Genomic DNA, 20,166 nt, shown 5'->3' with positions numbered 1-20,166 from the left:
TGGGGAAAACGTCAATGTTAAAGCGGCGTTGACAATTGAGCTTCGGCAAACGTCAATGTTAAAGCGGCGTTGACAATTGAGCTTCGGCAAACGTCAATGTTAAAGCGGCGTTGACAATTGAGCTTCGGCAAACTTTGTTTTTGTGAGGCTTGTTCAATCTTCTTTTCGTCTCGGGCAACCTTGCGTTCCGGTTTCTTGATATCTTCTGCGGGTGGAAGCTCTTCAGGTTTGATGCCACGCTGCCCCCAACATGTCACGCACACTTTGGTTGTTCTGTATGTGTTCGCGCGTAATGGGTAGTTCTCCATGCAGGTTTTTGTTCTCTACATTGTAGTTGGTCATTTCCGTAGCAAGGTTCTTGGCCGCAAGCCGCTCAAGGGCTGAAAACAAGAAAGGACCCTGCCCACGGGCACGGTCCTTTCGCTTGATGGCAGGGGGTGGCTCAGTCGAGCAGACACTTGTCGAGGGCGGCCGTGATGGCCTCCTTGTCGAGCTTCTGGCCGATGAAGACGAGCTTTTGCATCCGGTCGCCGTACTTCTCGTCCCAGTCGCGGCGCAACCCGGGCTGCACGGTCTTGAGCGCTTCGAGCTCCTTCTCGGGCATGGTGGCGTACCACCGGCCGGCGTTGCGCAGGCCCACTTGCCTGCCTGCCTGCTCGAAGATGTAGCAGGTGTCGGGCTCGTCCTTGAACCAGCAGATACCCTTGCAGCGGATGACGTTCTTCGGGAACTTGCGGGCGACGAAGTCGTCGAACCACGCCAGGTCGAACGGACGGCGGCGATAATAAACGAACGTGCCGATACCGTATTCCTCGGCCTCGCCTTCGTCGTGGTGATGGTGGTGGTGATGGCCGTGGTGGTGCTCGTGCTCGTCGTCGTCATGCCCGTCCTCGTGTTCGTCGCCGTGGTGGTGCTCGATTTCGTCTATCCAGGCGGCCGAAGTGGCCGTGGCGTCGAAGTCGAAGAGGTGGGTGTCGAGCAACTTGCCCAGTTCGACGTCGCCGTAGTTGCACTCGATGATTTCGGCCTTGGGCTGGATGGCGCGGATGATGTGCCGGATGCGGGCCAGTTCGTCGGGCGTCACTTCCGCAGCCTTGTTCAGCAGGATGATGTTGCAGAACTCCATTTGCTGGATGACGAGGTTTTCGATGTCTTCCTCGTCGATGTTGTCGCGCACGAGCCGGTCGCCGTTGCCAAATTCGTCGCGCATGCGGAGCGCGTCTACTACGGTCGTGATGCAGTCGAGGCGCACGATGCCGTCCTTGATGTATTTCGGCCCGAGCGTCGGAATGCTGGAAATGGTTTGCGCGATGGGCGCGGGTTCGCATATTCCGCTGGCTTCGATGACGATATAGTCAAACTTCTGCATGGTCGTGATGTCGTGAATCTGCTCCACGAGGTCCATCTTGAGCGTGCAGCAGATGCAGCCGTTCTGCAACGCCACGAGGCTGTCGTCCTTCTGTCCCACGACGCCGCCCTTCTCGATGAGGCTCGCGTCGATGTTCACTTCGCCGATGTCGTTGACGATGACGGCAAATTTAATGCCGCGCTCGTTGGTGAGAATACGATTGAGTAGTGTGGTCTTGCCGCTTCCGAGATAGCCGGTGAGCAGCAAGACAGGCAGTTCTTTCTTTGTCATGGATTATCCTTTACTGTTTTCTATTGCTTTCTTGACCGAGCCATGCATCAGCAACAGGCGTTTGGCGTGTTCATAGTCGAGTCCCAGTTCGTCTACAATCATGCGTGTGCCTCGGTCGATGAGTTTCTTGTTGGTGAGTTGCATGTTGACCATGCGATTGCCTTTGACGCGTCCCAGTTGTATCATGACTGATGTAGAAATCATGTTGAGAATCATTTTCTGGCCCGTTCCCGATTTCATACGGCTGCTGCCGGTGACAAATTCGGGGCCTACAATCATCTCGATGGGTACGTCGGCTTCGGCTGCCATGGGACTATCGGGGTTGCTGGTGATGCAACCGGTGAGGATGCCGTGGGCCCGTGCCTCGCGCAGTGCGCCGATGACATAGGGCGTTGTGCCCGAAGCGGCGATACCGATAACGGCGTCGTGCTCGTTGATGTGGTGCTCCAGCAGTTCCTGCCAGCCCCGTTGCTCGTCGTCTTCAGCGTTTTCGACGGCGTTGCGCAGCGCGGTGTCGCCGCCGGCAATGAGTCCGATGATGTGGGTTGGGGGCACTCCGAAGGTCGGCGGAATCTCTGACGCGTCGAGAACGCCCAGTCTTCCGCTCGTGCCGGCACCCATATAGAAGATGCGTCCACCCTTTTTCATGCGCGGCACGAGTAGCGTTACGAGTTTCTCTATCTGTGGAATGGCCTGCTCTACGGCCAGGGCCACCTTCTGGTCTTCACGATTAATGTCGACCAGAAGGTCGTGAACGCTTTTCTTTTCGAGGTCGTCGTAGAGCGACGGCTGCTCCGATATTTTGACGAATGCCATAGCTTACTCCTGATTGGTGTGATAAGCGATGAGCCCTTCCATGGGAGCTTGGATGATTTTGCCCAATGTCATGCCTTCAGCCTTGAGCGCTTCTTCGAGCGGTTGCCTGAAGTAGTAGGCAATGGAGCCGTTAAAGCCGATGGGTAGTTGGTCCCAATGGTCGTATTGCTTGACATTGCGCACGAGGAAACGGCGGAAACCATCGACCACCAATTGGCGAACAGCCGCGTTGTCGATATGCTTCGCGAGGAAAGGAACAAAGCCGGCGAGGAAGCGGTTGGGCAGTTTCTGGCGGTAAACACGGTCGATGATGTCGGCATTGGTCAGCTGATACTCGTCGTGGAAAGCCTTTACGATGTCTTGCGGCAACTGGTTCTTGAGCACGTCGCCCACCAATGTCTTGCCCAAAACGGCACCACTGCCTTCATCTCCAAGAATAAATCCGAGCGGAGAAACGTTCTTGATAATCTTCTCTCCGTCGTAAGCACAAGAGTTACTGCCCGTACCGAGGATGCAGGCAATGCCCGGTCGGTGGCCACAAAGGCTGCGGGCTGCCGCCAACATATCGGTGGCAACCTCGCACCGACCCGTGATGTGGAGGTGCTTTCGGAGTGCGGCCTCCAGAATAGGCAGCTTTTCGGGCGTGCAACCGGCACCATAGAAGAATACGTCTTCGATGTCGGTCGATGGAAGTTCGGGAACGAGCGCGCTATTGATTTCCTGCGCGATTTCTTCTTCGGTCTGGAAGAAGGGATTTGTGCCTTTTGTCTTGATGGTCAGAACGGCCTGACCGTTGTCTACCACACACCAATCGGTTTTGGTAGACCCACTATCTGCTAATAATATCATAGTTTGATAAAGATTTTTTTCTTATAAAGATAACAGCCGAAGCCCCATACGATGAGGACGAAGAGCAAGGCCCACGCCAGCGACGCGGCCTGCGTGCCGACAAGGGGCTGCATGATGTCCTTGAAGAAGAGGCTTTGCACGGTTTGTCCGCCTATCGGAATGATGGACAACGGGATGAGGATGAGGTCGGCCAGGACGTAGAGGGCCAGCGGATTGACGCCGAAGACCATGAAGAAACGGTTGAAGCCGCCGCCGCATCGGCGTTTGTCGACAACCCAGGAGAGCAGGGCCAGGAGCGTGGCGCCCAGTCCGCACGTCACCATGGCGAAGGTCGGCGTCCACAGTTTCTTGCTGATGGGACAGCCGTAGCTGAGCAGAAAGCCCGCGAACGTGAGCAGGGCGCCGATGATGAAGAGCCTTTCAATCTTGTCGTTGAGGTCTTTCAGGTTGGTCAGGACGCGTCCCACGCAGAAGCCGATGAGCACGTGGGCCAGCGAGGGCAGCGTGCTGAGGAGTCCTTCGGGGTCGGGCGTGTCCCATTTGTAGAGGTGGTTCGGGCCGAGAACGCCGTTGTCGAACACCGCCAGGATGTTGGTGGCGTCGTGGGCCCAGCCGTTGCCGGTCTCCAAAAGGATGAAATAGCCGATGAAGATGAGGGCGATGAGCCAGGGAATGTACTTGTGTTTCAGGCTGAGCGCAACGCAGGCGGCCAGTCCGTAGCAAATGCCGAGGCGTGGCAAGACGCCTACCAGGCGGAGTTCGGCAAAGCTGTTGGCCGACGCCAGCACCCGTTCGAGGAAGGGAAGGGAGGCGTTGTCGGCGCTCACCATGCCGTAGCAGAACTTCATGAGCCAGCCGATGGCAAGGCCGATGACATAGAGCAGGACGGCTCTCTTCAGGATTTTGCGGGCACAGGGCCATGACCATTCAAAGTTGAACTTGCGCAATGAGAGGTAGGTCGTGATTCCCATGATGAACATAAAGAAAGGAAACACCAGGTCGGTGGGCGTCAGTCCCAGCCATTCGGCATGTTCCAAAGGCGTATAAACGGGTTCGCCGCCGGGGTTGTTGACCAGGATCATGCCGGCGATGGTCATGCCGCGCAGGATGTCGATGGCCTGGATGCGGCTGCTTTTTACTTCTGTCATAAAACTTATTTGTAGAGATGATATTGTCGGGACAGCCTTTTGAACTTGTCGACGTCCTTGTCCCAATAGGCCTTGGCGTCGCTCCAGCGGTGTCGTCGTAGGAAAAGCTCCCGTATTTTCTTGCTTCCGCATACCTTGTCGAACATGCCGGCGCGCTGTCCCGCTTCGGCCAGGATGTCGTGGTCGGGGTAGAGTTGGTGGAGTTCTTGCAAGAGATAGAACTGCACGTCGCACAGGCGGGCCTTGCGATAGTCCGTGAAATACACCTGGACGCCTTGCAGTTGCCGGCCCTTGTACTTGCTGTAGAAGGGCGAATAGTAGATGGGGCGGAACGTATAGCCCGGCAGTTGCAGCGCGTTCATGCGCCCGGCCAGTTCGGTCGCTTCAATCCAAGGCGCGGCGAAGGTCTGGAAAGGCACCGTGTAGCCCACGCCGATGTTGATGCTGTCGAGTTCGCCCACGATGCCCGACACGGCATAGAACGGCGCCGACGAGGCTTCGGGGATGTGGGGCGACGAAAGCACCCACTTCAGGCCCGTGTCGGCGTAGGTCATCGAGCGGCGCCAGCCTTTCATCTTCACTACTTCCAGGTCGCATTTCGCGCCCAGCAGGCCCTCGTCGTTGAGCAGTCGGGCCAGTTCGCCGGGCGTCAGGCCGTAGACATAGGGCACTTTGAACTGGCTGACGAACGAGATGCAGTCGTCTTCCGTGACGCAGCCTTCCACCTTTTGGCCGCCCAACGGATTGGGGACGATCGAGCACCACCACTTTGATATGGTTGCGGGCAGCGGCTTTCATGATGTTGGCCAAGGTGCTGATGTAAGTGAACGAGCGGCAACCGATGTCCTGAATGTCGTAGACGAGCACATCGATATTCTTCAACATCTCGTCAGAAGGCGTGCGATATTTGCCATAGAGCGAATAAACGGGCAATCCCGTAGCCGGATCGGAGTCGTCGGTCACGGCGTCGCCGGCATGCGCGTTGCCCCTGACACCGTGCTCCGGACCGAACAAGGCCACGAGATTCACGTTCTTGGCGGCGTGCAGAATGTCGACGTCCGACCGCAGGTCGTTGTCCACGCCCGTAGGGTTGGTGACCAGACCGACCCGCAAGCCTTCCAACATCTTGAAGTTCTGCTTCTTCAAAACCTCTATGCCCGTCTTCACTTTCTGTGCCGCGACACTGCCGAAGACAAGTCCCAGGGCGCAGCAGATTATCGCTAATCTTTTCATTGCATCGTGTTTATTTGCGTCCATAGTTCTCGTCAATCTGTTTTCTGATGACAAACGTCACGCCGACGGTGGCCACGCAGCACAGCATGACCATCCAGAAGAAGTTCACGTAGCCGATGGCTTCCTGGATATAGCCCGCCACGAAGCCCGGGAGCATCATGCTCAGGGCCATGAAGGCGGTGCAGATGGCGTAGTGAGAGGTCTTGAACTCGCCTTCGGAGAAGTACATCATGTAGAGCATGTAGGCCGTGAAGCCGAAGCCGTAGCCGAACTGTTCGATGCAGAGGGCTATGCTGATGACGGTGATGTCGGTGGGTTGGTAGACGGCCAGGTAGACGAAGGTGAGGCAGGGTAGCGTCATGAAGCCGGCCATGAGCCACAGCGACCGCTTCAGACCGATGCGCGAGGCGAAGATTCCGCCCACGATGCCACCGCCCAAGAGGGCCATCACACCGAAGGTTCCATAGATGAGGCCGACCATGTCGGTGCTCAGTCCCAGGCCGCCGCTGGCCGTGCTGTGGACGAGGAAGGGCTGGCACATCTTGATGAGGAAACCTTCGGGCAGCCGATAGAGCAGCATGAAGGCGATGGCCCAGAGCACATGCGGCTTCTTGAGGAACGTGACGAACGAGTTGACGAGTTCCTTCCGCTTCAAATTGGCGGCCTCCTTGTCGTCGACACTGTCGTCGACACGCGGCTTGTCTTCGGCCGAATGGGGCAGGAAGAAGGTGTGGTAGAGCGTGATGAGGAAGAAGACAACCGCACTCACGCCCAGGGTTACCTTCCAGGAATGGGGGATGTTGCCCGTTTCATTCTCGATACTGCCGGCAATGAAGACCAGTACACCTTGGCCGAACACCGAGGCGATGCGGTAGAAGGTGCTGCGAATGCCGATGAAGGCGGCCTGACTGCTCGGCCCGTGGGCCAGCATATAGTAGCCGTCGGCGGCGATGTCGTGCGTGGCCGAGGCGAAAGCGGCGATGATGAACAGGATGAGTGTCAGCGTGAACATGCTGATGGGGGTCTGTCCGCCGGCGATGACGGCCGGCGAAGGACTGGGCAGCGTGAGTGTCAGCAGCACCAGAAACGCGGTCATGATTATCTGCATGGCCACGATCCACCAGCGTTTGGTCTTGATGACGTCCACCAAAGGGCTCCACAGGCCCTTGAGCAGCCACGGAAAATACAGCAGTGTCGTGAAGAAAGCCATATCGCCGTTGGGTACACCCATCTTTGTGAACATCATAACAGAGATGTTATTCACGACAAAATAGGGCACACCCTCGGCAAAATACAGCGTAGGCACCCACAGCCATGGAGATTTTATGTTGCTTTTCATTGATTTTTAGCGTATTGTTGACAGCGATGGTCGTTATTTGTTCATGGCGATGCGGGCCTGCAGCTCCCATGTGCGGACGCGATCCTTGTACGTGTTGTTGCGATTTTCCTTCTCAATGCTGAGCGCGGCGTCGGAGTTGTCGTCCCAACGGCGGCAGCAATACAGCACGTCATAGATGCGACCGATCTGATAACGACGTGAGATGGCCAGGCCCAAGGCGTAGTCTTCGCCGTAGTTTACGTTGGGCAGGTTGATGGCCCGCACCACGGGCGTGAAGAAACCGCGCGGCGCGCCGAGTCCATTGATGCGCAAAGCGTTGTTGCGTCCGTTGTCGGGTGTCCACTCGCGGTGGTCTATCTTGCCCGGGGGAAGCATGTTCTTGTCAATGTCTGTCAGCATGTAGGAGCCGATGACCATGGCGCATTGCTGCTCATGGAAGGCGTCTACAAACTTCTGGAGCGTGTTTTCGTCGGAATAGACGTCGTCGCTGTCGAGCTGAACGATGAAGCGGCCGCACTTGGGATGGTGGGCGGCCATGTTCCAGGCGCCACCTACGCCGATGTCGCGGCGGGTCGGGATGAGGTGCACCAGCCGCTCGTCGGCCTTGTATTCCTCAATGGCTTCGGTGGTGCCGTCGGTGGAATGGAACTCCGGACCGTTCTCGACAACGAATACATTGTACTTGAAATCGGTCTTCTGGCTCAACGCGCTGTCGATTGCGTCACGAATGGTGCGGATGCGATTGCGCACAGGTATCATGATGGTGGCCTCGTATTCGAACGCTTCTTGGTTGAAGTCGACCGACTCGAACTGCGGAGCAAGGTAACCGCCGATAGCTTTCAGGTGCTCGGTGCAGGCCTGTTCCATCTCAATCTGTGAGGCCCGGTTGCGTGGATCTACGTAGTCGAAGAGCTTCTCGCCCGTCTTTCGGTTGTCGAGTTCCACCTCGCTGTAGAGGTTTTCGTTGATGTGGACGAGTTCCTCGCACTGCGACAGTTTCAGTCGGAGGTCGTAGAAGCCTGCTGCCTGATAGTGGGCGGTCGTCTTGCCGGCCGCCGTCTTGAGGGCGTCGGTGCGGAAAAAGAGCACCGAACCGAAGTCGAAGTCGTCGCGCAAGCTGCCTTTCTGGTAGTCGATGACGGGTGCCTCGGAGCGTATTCCCTCGGCCGATATCTTGTAATGGTCGGCATACACCATGCCGGCATGGGTGCATTGGGCAATGCCGACCATGCGTTCGAGCGCGTAGAGGCCTATTTCCATATATTGCTCCTTCATATATAATAAGGTGTAAGGAGCCTCGGCAGCCTCGGCCACCTTGCGCATGGTGTCGCTGCTCTTCAGCGTGTCGATGGCCAAAACGCCGTCGACGCCTTCCACGGTCGTCGGTTCGCCGGCTTGGAGGATGATGACACGGTTCACGATGTCCTGGCCTTGCAGGCCTTCGAGCGTTCTTTTCAATTCTTCCCGCCCTGCCATGGGTAGGAAGCAATCTACCATTTTCTTCATGATTGTTATATTTTCAGTGATGATTTGTCGATGGATAGTTTTCCCAAATAGCCGTCCTCGTCGGTGTAGAGCACGGCGTCTCGGCTCAAGGGAACCACGGTGTTGACGAGCGTGTTGCCCACCTTGTGCTTCCAAAGCAGGCGTCCCGTCTTCGCTTCGATGGCAAAGATGAGGCCATTCTTGGTGGAAGAGAAGACCACGCCGTCCTTTTCGGGCAGCATGACGGTGGCGTGCTCGTAGCCGAAGCCCACGTTGCAGGCCCAGAGTTGCCGTGGATGATTGTCCAAAGCCGAGTAGCAGACCACGCTGTCGCGCATGGTCTTGGCATAAACGCGCCGCCGGTCTTTGGAAATGCCGATGGATTCGCGCACCACACTCTGCTTGGTGGCGTAGACCTCATGGCCGTCGTGGGCGTCGATGGCGGTCAGCACGCGGCGCGGATCGGCCACGAACACCTTGCCGTGGGCCGTGACGGGCCACACGCCGGAAGGCGAATAGTGCATGTCCTGACGTCCGGTGGTCCATTGCCACAAGGGTATGCCGTCCTTGCGGCGCAGGGCGTAGAGCGTGTTGGCCCAGTCGCCGAATACCACCATGCGGCGGTTGACGAGCGGGCGGGTCTCCACGTAGCCCCGAATGCCCTGCTGACTCCAACGGATGGTGCCGTCCTTGACGCGGATGGCACGGAAGATATGGTCGCCGCTGCCCACGTAGGCTATGCCGCCACGGATGGTCACGGCACTCACGACGGGCCTTTGCGTCCGCACCTTCCACCGCAACGTGCCCTTATGGGCGTCAATGCCGTAGATAAAACCGTCGGCCGAGCCGGCCACCACCACGCCACGGCCGATGGCGGGCGTGCCGATGATGCGGGCACCCGTGGCGTATTGCCACTGCCGGCGGCCTTGATGGTCGAAGCTGGTAACGCGTCCGAGGTTGTCGGCCACCACGATTCGACGCCTGTCGATGGCCGGCGACGAATAGATTCCGGCCCGCAAGGCTACCTGCCACGCAGCTTTCACCATGGGATAGTCCCGGTTGACGCTGAAGTCGGGGCGCAAGGGCGACGTGGCCGCTGCACCCGGGCCGTGGGATTGGCCGAGCGCGACGGCGGCCCAGCGGTGGCGGGGCAAGCCGAAGGGATGAGTATAGGCGATGATTGAGTCGGCCGTCACGTCATATTCGTTGTATTGTCCGGCCGTGTGGCCTTTCTGTCTGAGGTTGGTGATGTTGACGAACCCCGGCAAGCCATCGTATGTCGTGAAGAGGTTGTGGTGGTAATGGCCGCAGAGAAAGGCCTGGACAGGGTAGGGACGCACGGCGTCGGTCACGTCGAAACAATTGTCGACGTCTTCAGGGAGCATGGGCATGTGGCTCACAAGGAACACGGGCTTGTCGAATCCGTTGTGCCTCAGCTCCTCTTTCAGCCATTCGATGTCTTCGGGAGCCACGTGTCCCAGGGCCATGCGCATGAGCGGGCCGCTCGGGAAGCCCAGGAACAGGTAGCCGCGGTGCTCGAACTTGAAACGTTCATAGCCGAAAATCCGCTTGAAATCCATACATCCGCTCTCGCTCCACTTCTGGTCGTGGTTGCCTTGGACAATGTAGTAGGGGCGTTGCAGTCGGTCGAGTTCCTGCTTGGCCAGCCGCAGCGAGGCCCCGTCCCCTTTGTCGGCGATGTCTCCGGTGACGAGGATGAAGTCGATGGAGTCCGACGCGTTGATTTGGTCGACCGAGTTGCGGAGGTCTTGTGTGGGCCCCGGAGCGTTGATGTCGATGTGGATGTCGGTGAGGAGGGCAAAGCGGAAAGGCTCACCGGCCTGTGCCGGCATGCAGACGCGGAGAAGCGCCCACAGGATGGCGGCTTGTAGATACCATTGTTTAGGTTTCGTTATGAAATGCTTCATCTTAGTTTTACCTTTCCTATATCATGATGCAAAGATATTAAAATAACGTGATTCGTGCGCATTTTCTACTCTTTATTCCTCAAATACTCCATCACCATCTTCATCAACTCATCGCGTTGCGCCTCTCCCTTCACCGCTTCGAAGGGGAAGCCGAGCACCACCGTGCGCCATCGGTCGGTCTCGTTGCCGCCGAAGACGACGCCCGCGCTTTTGTTGTTTTCGGGATAGCGGAAGGCCGTGTAGGCGCAGGGGTCGGCCGGGTCGATGGCGTCGGGCGACTCCACGACGTAAGATTGCTCGTTGGGGCGGTTGAAATATTCCATCCGCAGCCGCCTGTCGGTCAGCGGCGACACCACGGTCGTAATCTCACCCTCGGTCGACGCCTTGTCGTTGCGCCACTGGTATTTCAGTATTTTACGTGCGAAGGCGATGTCTTCCTTGTCGGCCTTGGCGATGGGGTTCTGCCAAAGGTCGGTGCCCACGTAGGAACCGGAGACAAAGATGCGGCCGCCTGCTTGGCAATAGGTCGTGATGGCCTGTTGTAACGGTTTTGGGAAAGTCTTGAAGTCGAGTCCCTTTACAGCCCCGATTCGCCCCATCTTGGTCTGTTTGTTCTTGCCCAGAATGAGGTCGACGGCACAGAAACGTTCGCTGTCGAAGAGCCGGAGGGCGAGGGCCGCGTCACGACCGGCCGACACAAAGCTGTAGCCTGCCTTCAGGAGAGACCGCCCGTGGAGCGCAGGGTAGTCGAAAGTATTGCCCTTCACCACAATCCGTTCGTAGTTGCTCTGGCTGTCGCCGTAGCCCGAAGCGTCATCGTCCGTCCAGGGGATGGCCCGCCTGAACTCTTTCATCTTGCCCGTGTAGGAGATCATTTCCCGATAGGGCACGCCGTTGTCGTCGTCGGCCAGGAAGCCCGCCTGCTCGTCGTCGGCACTGCGGAAGTCGTCGGGCGCGCTGATGCGGTCGAAGCCGTTGACCACCAGGACGGGCTTGGCCGTGGCCGCAGAGGCTATGCCCGCGCTCAATATTTCGGACGGGAAGCTCTCGCCGCCCTTGTTCAGGGCGCACACCTTGAAGCTCACCACCTGGTCGGGGGCTATCGTGACTGTGTGTTGCGGCTTCTTCACCACCACGCCATTGTCCCAATCGCCGTCGCCCTGACGCGTGTAGACGATGTATTTCTCGGCCTTGGCCGTCGCTTCCAGCGGGTCGTCGACCGGTTGCCACGTGAGCAGCACCTTGTCGCCCTTGGCCAGTTGGAGCGCAAAATCCTTGACAGGCAGCGGCTGAACCACATAGTCGGTGCCGTAGTTGTCGGACAGGAAGCGGAGCATGCCCTTGTAGATGGCGCGCGAAACGGTGAACTGGAAGCGCGGGTCGGCCCCGTAGCGCATGTCGGCGAAGTTCTCATGCGAGAGCAGTTCGAGCAACATGGCCGGCACACGGGGCGTCCATGCTTCGAAATAAGACTGGTTCCACATGCCACGCCGCGTCCATTTGGGTTCGTAGAGGGTGCGGATGTCGTTCACGATCTGCGACTGGACGAGGTCGCAAAGGTCGTGGTTGATCTGCCGGCTGGTGCCGTCGGCGAACTTGCCGCCGTAGCGGTTGACCATGTAAATGCCCAAGGTGCCGATGATGGAATCGCCATAGACCGTGCCGGCGTCGCTGTGGAAGGCGAAGGAGAGGTCGATGGGAATGCGGAGCCCCTTGCCTTCGGGCCAGGCTTTGGTGCCTCCCAATAGGTAGTTGACCCATGGCCCGCGGTTCTTGTAGTCGTCGCGGTAGTCGTCCTTGCCGTGTGAAGGCGAGTAAACGCTGTCGGGAATGCCGGCCCACTGCATGTAGTAGCGTGCTCCTTCCAGGTAGCGGGGATAGCCGCTGACCTCGTATGGGTAGTCCATTCGGGGCTGCCAGGCGTTGCGGGGATGGTAACCCGACTGGCGGTCGGTCTTTCCGTTGAAGGCGATACTGTCGCCGTCGGCCCGTCGGGCGATGTTGCCCATGCCGCCACCGAAGCGCACGACGTCGGCCGTCACGACGGTTCCTTTCTCTTTTGAATAGTTGGTGAGCGTGACACAGCCCTGCGTTCCCGCGTCAAAGTCGAAGGTGCCAAGGTAGATCCACGTGCCGCCACCCATCTGCTGGTTGACCGAGAAGCGGGTGCTGCCGCCCTTGTGACGCACCGTGTAGAGTGCCTGCGTGGTGCTGTTGGGCAGCGACTGGTAGGCCACGTAGACCGCGTAGGGGCGGCTGACGGCTATCCGGGGACTCCACTTGATTTCGCCGGCACGCCCGCTGTTGGTCGTCGTCTCCGCCATGCGGTAGGTGCCGTCGTGGAAAGGATTCTCAAACTCCTTGTATTCCTGCCGCATGTAGGCGAAGCCGGGGCCGTCGCCGGTCGTCCAGGGCTTGTCGCCGTCGGTCTCCGTGTAGGGCGATGAGGCCAGTTGGCCATCGTTGTCGACGATTACTTCATGAGGATTGGCGTCGCGTTCGCGGGGTGTCAGCACATAGGCACCCGCCTTTTCGAGCATGGGGATGAGGTAGGGCAGCACATACTGTTGCGTGTACTTGTCCTCGACGGTCTGGAACATGCGCCCCCGTTGCCACTGCCAGCGTTGCCGTCCCGGCTCGAAGTAGAGGCCATGGCTCTGCCACATGGCGATATGTCGGCCCTCAAGTCCTCGCGTCGGGGTGTAGGGACGGCTCAGGTTGCGCACCAACGGCACCGTCTTGTCCTGCGTGAAGACGGCCGGTTTGTCGGCTTTCGGCCGCAGATGGCGGGGAATCAGGTCGCGGATGTCTACGCCGCCCGTGATGACATGCACCTCGTTGTCGGCGTCATTGGCTGGTAGAACGGCCTTGACGCGGCTGATGATGTCCCGACATTTATCGGGATTGAAGGAAACGTATGAGAAGTTGGTGCTCGCGTAGACGAGGGTTCGGCCGCTGTCGGCCTTGATGGAGTCCACGCTTACACGACCGGTGTTGACGCCGGCGGTGAATTGGTTCAGAACGCGTTCGACGGCGTCCGTCCCTTGCCCGAGGGCTGTCGTGCAAAAGGACAGCCCCAGCCCCAGGGATAAGGCAAAAAGTCTTTTCATAACAAATATACTAAACTACCGGGGCCTGCGTGTACAGGTCCCGGTAGTGGATGATGCAAGCGATTTATGTCTGTTCGTTGCATGGGCATGAATCGTTACCAGCCCGGATTCTGCTTCACCTTTTCGGCGTTCAGGTCTATTTCGTTGCTCGGAACGGGGTACAGATAGTATTTCGCTTCATACTTACGGGTGGCCGTCGTTCCAACGAGATAGTTGCCGTCGACGTTCTGTCCCTTCTTGTCGGGCAAGTTGGCGATGTTGGCTCCACGGTTGATGGCGGTGTACTTGTTGCTGTCGAGCTTGTCAAGCTGGTGCCAGCGCACGAGATCCCAGTAGCGGTAGTCCATGTCGCACATCAGTTCGCAGCGGCGCACGCGGCGTATCTCCCACAACAGGTTGCTCACGCCCATGTTGTTGGCGGGGTCGGCGGCGGGATTGAGTGTCATATTGGGCAACTCGGCACGCTTTTGCAGCAAGTTGACAGTCTTATCGAGATCGGCTTGGGTCAGCGTTCCCAACTCTGCTTTGGCCTCCGCTTCGTTCAGCAGGATGACAGAATACCAGAACAAGGGGATGTCGGTGTAGTTGGTATTCGTATTGGTGCGGTAGTGAAGCGCCAGCTGCGGGTTGTCATACTTGTAGATTGTGTAGCCCGTTGCCGCTGTCATCTCGGCCGGCAGCGGTCCGTCGGGCGACGGTTCGTTGCGGATCCAGCCGTGACTCTTGAAACAGATGATGGAGTCGACGAGCAAACTGAGGCGTTTGTCCTTCACGGCCAGCAGGTGGCTGATGGAGTAGTCGCCTTTGGCATTGGCCGCCGCCGCGTCGTTCTTGTCGAGTGTCGTCGTCGCCAACGGCTTTCCGTCCTTGAAAAGGAAGGCGTCGATGGCGTCCTTGGTGAGTCCGCTCTGTGTTGTAGAGCCAGAGGTGTAGTCGCAAAGGCCATGTGCCTTGACATCCTTCTCATAGTTGTCGTAGAAGATGACCTCTTTGTTGTTTGACAGGTTCAGCGAATTGTACACCGTGTATATCTTGCCGCCTGCTCCGGGCGTCCACTCGTTGAGCACGAACTTGCCGTCCATCAGTGCCTCCGAGGCTTTCACGCATTCTTCCAAGTATTTCTTGGCGCGGGCGCCGTCGGGTGCCTTGCCGTTGTCGGCCAGCGTGCGATACTTGCAGAAGGTGCCTTCGTAGAGGCAGATGTCGCTTTTGGCGGCCAGCGCCATCTCCTTGCCCCACGTCGTCTTGTCGGAAGTGTTGCTGGGCAGATTGGCGATAGCAAAGTCCAGGTCGGCCAACACCTTGTCCATCACTTGGTCGCGGTCGTCGCGCGGGCCATAGACAGCCTCGTCGTTGGGGTCGCCTATCACCTTGTCCTCCCACTGTACGTCACCGTACATCTGCACCAGCTCGTAGTAGACCCATGCCCTGTTGAGGCGGCCGATGGCTTCGTACCTGGCCTTCTGCGCGTCGGAGAGGCTCGAAGTCTTGATTCCGTCGAGCATGTAGTTGACCCGGCGTATCTTGGTGAAGCGTCCCGACCACGCGGCGGCCTTGTTGGGAATCGTGCGGTAAGTCCAGTTGGCGAACGAAGGATTGGCCTGGTCGTCGTTCAAGGTGTTGAAATAGAAGCTGCTGGCGCTGCCGTAGAAGGAGTAGAAACCGTTGCTGTAGCTTTCCACCTCGTTGACATTGCTCCAAAACGCCGGAGCGTTGACGAACGTGTCGCGCGGATTCTTGTCCAGCAAATCGTTGCAACCCGTTAGTGTCAGGGCTGCAGTCGCAAGGATATATAGAATTGACTTTTTCATGATGCTTGATGTTTAGATGTCGCTTATAGTGTAACCTGTACGCCTACGGCAAAGGTGCGGGTGATGGGTTGCGTGCGTCCCCAACCGCCAAACTTGATACCTTGGCCTTCGTTGATTTCCGGATCGACCGGCAAATCGCCGTTGCCCTTGTGGAGCAAGAAGAGGTTGTTGGCACTGACGTAGACCCTGAGGTTCTGGATATAGGCCTTGCGTGTCAGTTCTTTCGGCAAGGTATAACCCAACGTGATGTTTTTCAGGCGCAAATAGGACATGCGGGTGAGGTATCTGCTCTGCGGATAGTAGTTGTGGCTGCCCTTGGATGCCGACAATGCCGACACGTTGCCGGCTGCCTCGTTGCCAGGCCACAGGCACGGATAGTCGTTGCTCTGCTTGATGTTCACCACTTTCTTATCCGGATCGGCGTCCCACGTGTAGACATTGTATTTCGTCTGGTGCTTGTAGAGGGTCAGGTCGGCGTTTCTCATGAGCGGGAAGTTGAATGCCGATATCGTCCAGACGTCGCGTTTGCCCACACCTTGGAAGAAGAGGTCGAGGTCGAAGCCCTTGAAAGTGCCGCCGATGTGGAAGCTGTATTCGTAGCGGGGCAGCGTGTTGCCGATGACTTTCAGGTCGCCATGGTCTTCCAAGGTGCCCTTTCCGCCGTCGATCTTTCCGTCGTGGTTGAGGTCTTTGAACTTGATGTCGCCGGGGCCGTAGACGAAGTTGCCTGTCTGAATGCCCGTCTGGTCGGCTATTCCTTTCTTATATACCCAGCTTCCGTCGGCATTGCGGCTCTCGAAGTCGTCCTCCGTGAAGTAGCGGTCGGTCTCGAAACCCCAGATGTCGCCCCATGTCTGGCCTTCGTAGGCGTAGGAAACGTCGTTGGTGTGGCCGATGATCTTGTTGGCGTTGTTCCACTTCTTCACCTTGATTTTCGAGTCGCCAATGCTGAAGTTGGCGTAGAGGCCGAAGTCTTTGCTGAACTGTTTGCGCCATGCCACCGACAATTCCCAGCCTCGTGCCTGGAGTTCTCCGCCGTTGGTGTAGGGTGCTCCGGCACCGACGGCCGACGGAATGGCGTTGCCCGGCGCGAGCATGTCCTTGGTGAGGCGCTCATAAACCTCGGCGGTCAGCGTGAACTCGTCGTTGAGGAAGCCGAGGTCGAGGCCCAGGTTCTTCGTCTGGATGCGCTCCCAGGTGAGTGATGGGTTCACCCATGTGGGCATGGTGAAGCCGTTGACCTTGGCGCCGCTGCCGTTGAGCCAGATGAACTTGCTGTTGGGTTCTACCTGATAGGGTGTCATTGTGGAGAGGAACATGTTGTCGCCGATGGCCTCGTTGCCGATTTCGCCGTAGGAGAAGCGCAGCTTACCGTTGGAGACGATGTGGCGGTAGTTCTTCCAGTAGGCCTCTTCACTGAAGCGATAGCCCAATGAGAAGCTGGGGAAGAAGGCCCAGCGGTCGCCGCTGCGGAAGCGGCTGGAACCGTCGTAGCGGCCGTTGAGTTCGAGCAGGTAAATGCCCTTGTAGTCGTAGTTGATTCGTCCGAAGTAGCCGGCCGAGGCGCGGTCGGCGGTCTCCGACTCGATGGTGGCGTCCTTCATTTCGCCATAGGCCAGGTTCAGCTCCGGATAATTCTCATCGTAGAGCAGTTTGCGGGTGGCGCCGAAGTAATCGGACGTGAAGCTCTCGCCGTTGACGCCGGCCATCACGTTGAGGTTGTGCTCGTCGTTGAACGAGTGGGCGTAGTTCAGGTAGGCGTTGGCCGTCCAGCGGTTGTTCTTGCGGTTCCAACGGTTGGTGCTGGTGTTGCTCGACGTAACGAAGTAGGTCGGCTTCTTGCCGCTCCAGTTCATGCCTTGTACGCTGTGGTCGGCCGTCTTCGAGTTGAAGTTGTCTATCTGATACGTGTAGTCGGCGTTGAGGGTCAGCTCCTTGGTGATGTTGGCCTTCACGAAGGCGTTCATGCGCAGCACGTCGTGCGCGATGACGTAGCGGCTGGCCTGCTTCTGCATGGCGATCATGCGGTAGTCGTACTCGGTGCCGTCGGCGTCCTTGTAGATTCCCGACGGAATGAAGTAGGAACCCCATCGCCACAGATACTGGTGGATGTCGGTCCAGGTGTCCGCCCTGCTGAAGTGGCGGCGCGTGTAGTTGAACCGAACGCCTGCCGTGAGCCAGTCGGTGATGTCGGTCTGCAGGTTCACCGTGGCGTTGTGGCGGTTGCGCTTGGCCGGGTTGAACTTCATGATGTCCTGCTTGTAGTCATAGCCGAGCGACGTGTAGAACGTGGTGCGGCCCGACGAGCCCGAGATGCTGACGTCGTGCGTCTGCGAGGGTGCGGCGTTGTCGTACCATATCTTGCGGATGTCGTAGTTGGCATAGTACATGGGGCTGCCTTCGAAGGAGTAGTCGCCCACTTCCTGGTCGCTTTTCCACGGTCTCATCAGGCTGTAGCCCTTCTTTCCGCCGTATTGTTTTTCCCAATCCTGGGCCAGCGGCAGCAACTTGTCGAAGTACATGCCGAAGAGTTCGGGCGTGGATTCGCCTGCCCGCTTCTTGCCGATGAGTCCGGCCTCAAGCTGTTCGGGCACCGTAGGGAAGTCGGGCAGCACCGTGGCCTGGTCCCAAGCCAGCTGGCCGTTGTACTTCACCGTCACGCGGTCACCCTTCTTGGCCTGCTTCGTGGTGATGAGAATCACGCCGAAGGCCGCCCTGGCTCCGTAGACGGCCGACGACGCGGCGTCTTTCAGCACGGAGATGGAGGCGATGTCGTTGCCGTTGATCATCGTGAGGTTGTCGGTGGGCACGCCGTCGACGACGATGAGCGGCGAGGACTTCTGCTTGTTGGACAACGTGCCCAAGCCGCGGATGGAGAGGGAGGGCGTGGCGTTGAGGTCGCCGTTGTTGCTGAGCACCGTCAGACCGGGCACCGCGCCTTGCAGGGCCTTGCTGACGTCCTGCTCCGGTCGGCTCCCGAGCGTCTTGTCGATGTCCACGTTGGCCACGGCGCCGGTGAGATTCACCTTCTTCTGCTGGCCGTAGCCCACGACAACCACCTCGTCGAGCAGGGCGTTGTCGGGCGTCATCTGGACGTGCATGCCGCTTTTGGCTTTCAATTCAACGGTCTTGTAGCCCAGGAAAGAGATGCGGAGTTTGGCGTTGTTGGCCGTTTTCAGTTCAAAACTGCCTTTTGCGTCCGACACTGTGCCGCGGGTTGTACCTATTTCGGCAATGCTGGCGCCCATGATGGGGTCGCCGTTCTCGTCGACAATCGTTCCTTTAACCGCAACGGTGGTCTTGCTGTCCGTTACAATCTGTGGGGGGGGGTACAGAAGCGTAACTTCCTGATACTCCGCATGATAGCAATAGCGCTCCTATCAGCGCAACGTGTCTTTTCATAAGCGTGTTTTTATGAGTTATAGGATGTTTGAATGGGATGTCAAATGGTATGTTTTGCAAGGTCTGTGGGGCTCCGTAATGCGGTGGAAGCAGGCTGACGGTGTCTTCACTTTGCAAATATGATTAAAATAAACGAAACTTGCAAGTGTTTTGTTAATTATTTTTTTGAAAGTACAAAAATAACTATCGAATCATAACGGATTGTCTTCAACGACGGTCCGAAAGGCGGATGTCGCTCCCCTTTGCCCGCTTCTTTGGGGGCATGGTGGGCCTTCGGCCTGTTCACGGGGCTTCCGGCCTACTACCTTTGCCCGCTTTTTTGAGGACATGGTGGCCCTGTCGTCTTCACGGGCTCGACAAAGGTGTGTGTTTTGTCAATTTTCTTTCACTCAAAAACGGTCTTGCGCAGCCGTGCAAACAGCTCTTGAAACGGTGTGTTCATCCGCTCTTTCGCTTCGTTTCCAGCCCTTTGGGGCTTCCACAACGCCCTTTTCCGCCCCTCGAAGCATGGCTTTGGGCCTTCAAGTGCACATGGATTGGGCTGTGAAAGCAGGCGGGTTGCGTTGTAAAAGGCCAGCTCTTGTGTCGCAAAAGCATGGCGGTTGGCGTCCGCAAGAGGCCGGATGTTGCGTTTGTCTTCGCAATTTATTGGATATCAGCGCATTGTGAAATGCGCGAAAAATGGCGTTATTTGCGCCCAACGTTTTTCTTTTTTCAAATAACGGCAGTTTTTCGAGGGTGTTTGTAAAGAATATTCTGAATCTTTTCCACGCCGATTTTTCAACCCAAATCGGTTCATGGGAACATGGGCATGGCGGCTTGCGCAGGAAACCGCCGGTCTTGCTCATGCTGTTGCGCTGTCTTGCTCATGCAACCGCCTGTATTTTGCATGTAACCGCGCTGTATTTCGCTTGCTACCGCCTATATTTTGCCTGCAACTGCCTGTCTTGCGCCTGCTACCGCCTTGGCGGTTGGTTTTTTTGGAGAGCAGGGTTGCGAGCGCAGCGAGCTACCCTGCCTGGTCGGCGGTGGAGATATCTAGGCCGAAGGTCTTGGTCTTTTTACGTTTGTGGTGGGATGTGTCGACCCTGGAAGGGTCGCCCAAAGACAGCCGTGATGATGGTGGACGACCCCTCCAGGGTCGACGGATGGGTGGCGGGCACCCCTCCCCCGGTCATCCTTCGGCATGACCGGGGGTTACGGAAAGGTGAAGCCGCCGGCTTCAACACCCGCAGGAAAGCCTCGGGCACCGTCATGCGGGCCTGCCCGCCCGCCATCCAGGGCCTGCCGCCGGCAATCATGATCATTGTTCAAAGGCTGGTTTGGGCTCAAATTCTCGAATGTGAAGAGGTCATGTTCAATCTCCCATGAGGAGGTTGAACATGACCTTTGCCAATCCCATGAGG

Annotated in this window: 11 protein-coding genes and 3 pseudogenes; all 14 read right to left on the bottom strand. The window is 57.9% G+C overall.

Annotated elements, in window-relative coordinates; translation table 11 throughout:
* Positions 1-122: 122 nt before the first annotated feature.
* Positions 123-369, bottom strand: a pseudogene (locus K334_RS14645) (DNA damage-inducible protein D); the annotation flags it as partial.
* Positions 370-442: 73 nt separating this feature from the next.
* On the bottom strand, positions 443-1,639 hold the full coding sequence (locus K334_RS0112950; protein WP_025880919.1) for a CobW family GTP-binding protein: 1,197 nt from the start codon (positions 1,637-1,639) through the stop codon (positions 443-445).
* A 3-nt stretch (positions 1,640-1,642) separates the two neighbouring features.
* Positions 1,643-2,455 (bottom strand): N-acetylmuramic acid 6-phosphate etherase, encoded by an 813-nt coding sequence (murQ, locus tag K334_RS0112945; protein WP_025880917.1) that lies wholly within the window; start codon positions 2,453-2,455, stop codon positions 1,643-1,645.
* 3 nt (positions 2,456-2,458) lie between these two features.
* Positions 2,459-3,304, bottom strand: a complete 846-nt coding sequence (locus K334_RS0112940) for a BadF/BadG/BcrA/BcrD ATPase family protein (RefSeq protein WP_025880914.1) — start codon at positions 3,302-3,304, stop codon at positions 2,459-2,461.
* Positions 3,301-4,452 carry an acyltransferase family protein gene (locus K334_RS0112935; protein ID WP_025880913.1) on the bottom strand — a complete coding sequence of 384 codons (1,152 nt, stop codon included), beginning with the start codon at positions 4,450-4,452 and terminating at the stop codon, positions 3,301-3,303. The genes K334_RS0112940 and K334_RS0112935 overlap by 4 nt, the downstream gene beginning before the upstream one ends.
* A gap of 5 nt (positions 4,453-4,457) precedes the next feature.
* Positions 4,458-5,685: pseudogene (locus K334_RS14125) on the bottom strand (exo-beta-N-acetylmuramidase NamZ family protein).
* A gap of 10 nt (positions 5,686-5,695) precedes the next feature.
* Positions 5,696-7,024, bottom strand: a complete 1,329-nt coding sequence (locus tag K334_RS0112925) for an MFS transporter (protein ID WP_027445077.1) — start codon at positions 7,022-7,024, stop codon at positions 5,696-5,698.
* A 33-nt stretch (positions 7,025-7,057) separates the two neighbouring features.
* A complete protein-coding gene (locus K334_RS0112920) occupies positions 7,058-8,530 on the bottom strand; it encodes a glycosyltransferase family 2 protein (RefSeq protein WP_027445076.1) in 1,473 nt (490 codons plus the stop codon).
* 5 nt (positions 8,531-8,535) lie between these two features.
* Positions 8,536-10,437 (bottom strand): outer membrane protein assembly factor BamB family protein, encoded by a 1,902-nt coding sequence (locus K334_RS0112915; protein WP_051218768.1) that lies wholly within the window; start codon positions 10,435-10,437, stop codon positions 8,536-8,538.
* Positions 10,438-10,502: 65 nt separating this feature from the next.
* The gene (locus K334_RS0112910; RefSeq protein WP_027445074.1) at positions 10,503-13,547 is read right to left on the bottom strand and encodes a golvesin C-terminal-like domain-containing protein; all 3,045 of its coding nucleotides are present in this window, start codon (positions 13,545-13,547) and stop codon (positions 10,503-10,505) included.
* A gap of 95 nt (positions 13,548-13,642) precedes the next feature.
* Entirely contained in the window at positions 13,643-15,358 is a 1,716-nt protein-coding gene (locus tag K334_RS0112905; RefSeq protein ID WP_027445073.1) for a RagB/SusD family nutrient uptake outer membrane protein, read from the bottom strand.
* A 23-nt stretch (positions 15,359-15,381) separates the two neighbouring features.
* Positions 15,382-18,760 (bottom strand): annotated as a pseudogene (locus tag K334_RS14120) (SusC/RagA family TonB-linked outer membrane protein).
* A 521-nt stretch (positions 18,761-19,281) separates the two neighbouring features.
* Positions 19,282-19,608: a hypothetical protein gene (locus K334_RS15205; RefSeq protein WP_154655627.1), complete on the bottom strand. Its 327-nt coding sequence runs from the start codon at positions 19,606-19,608 to the stop codon at positions 19,282-19,284.
* A 349-nt stretch (positions 19,609-19,957) separates the two neighbouring features.
* The coding region (locus K334_RS15200; RefSeq protein WP_211225446.1) for a hypothetical protein at positions 19,958-20,166 on the bottom strand (209 nt) is incomplete at its 5' end.

The sequence above is a fragment of the Segatella baroniae DSM 16972 = JCM 13447 genome, assembly GCF_000426585.1.
Taxonomy (GTDB): domain Bacteria; phylum Bacteroidota; class Bacteroidia; order Bacteroidales; family Bacteroidaceae; genus Prevotella; species Prevotella baroniae.
Note: the sequence above shows the minus strand (reverse complement) of the source record. Positions and strands in the feature narration are given on the sequence as shown.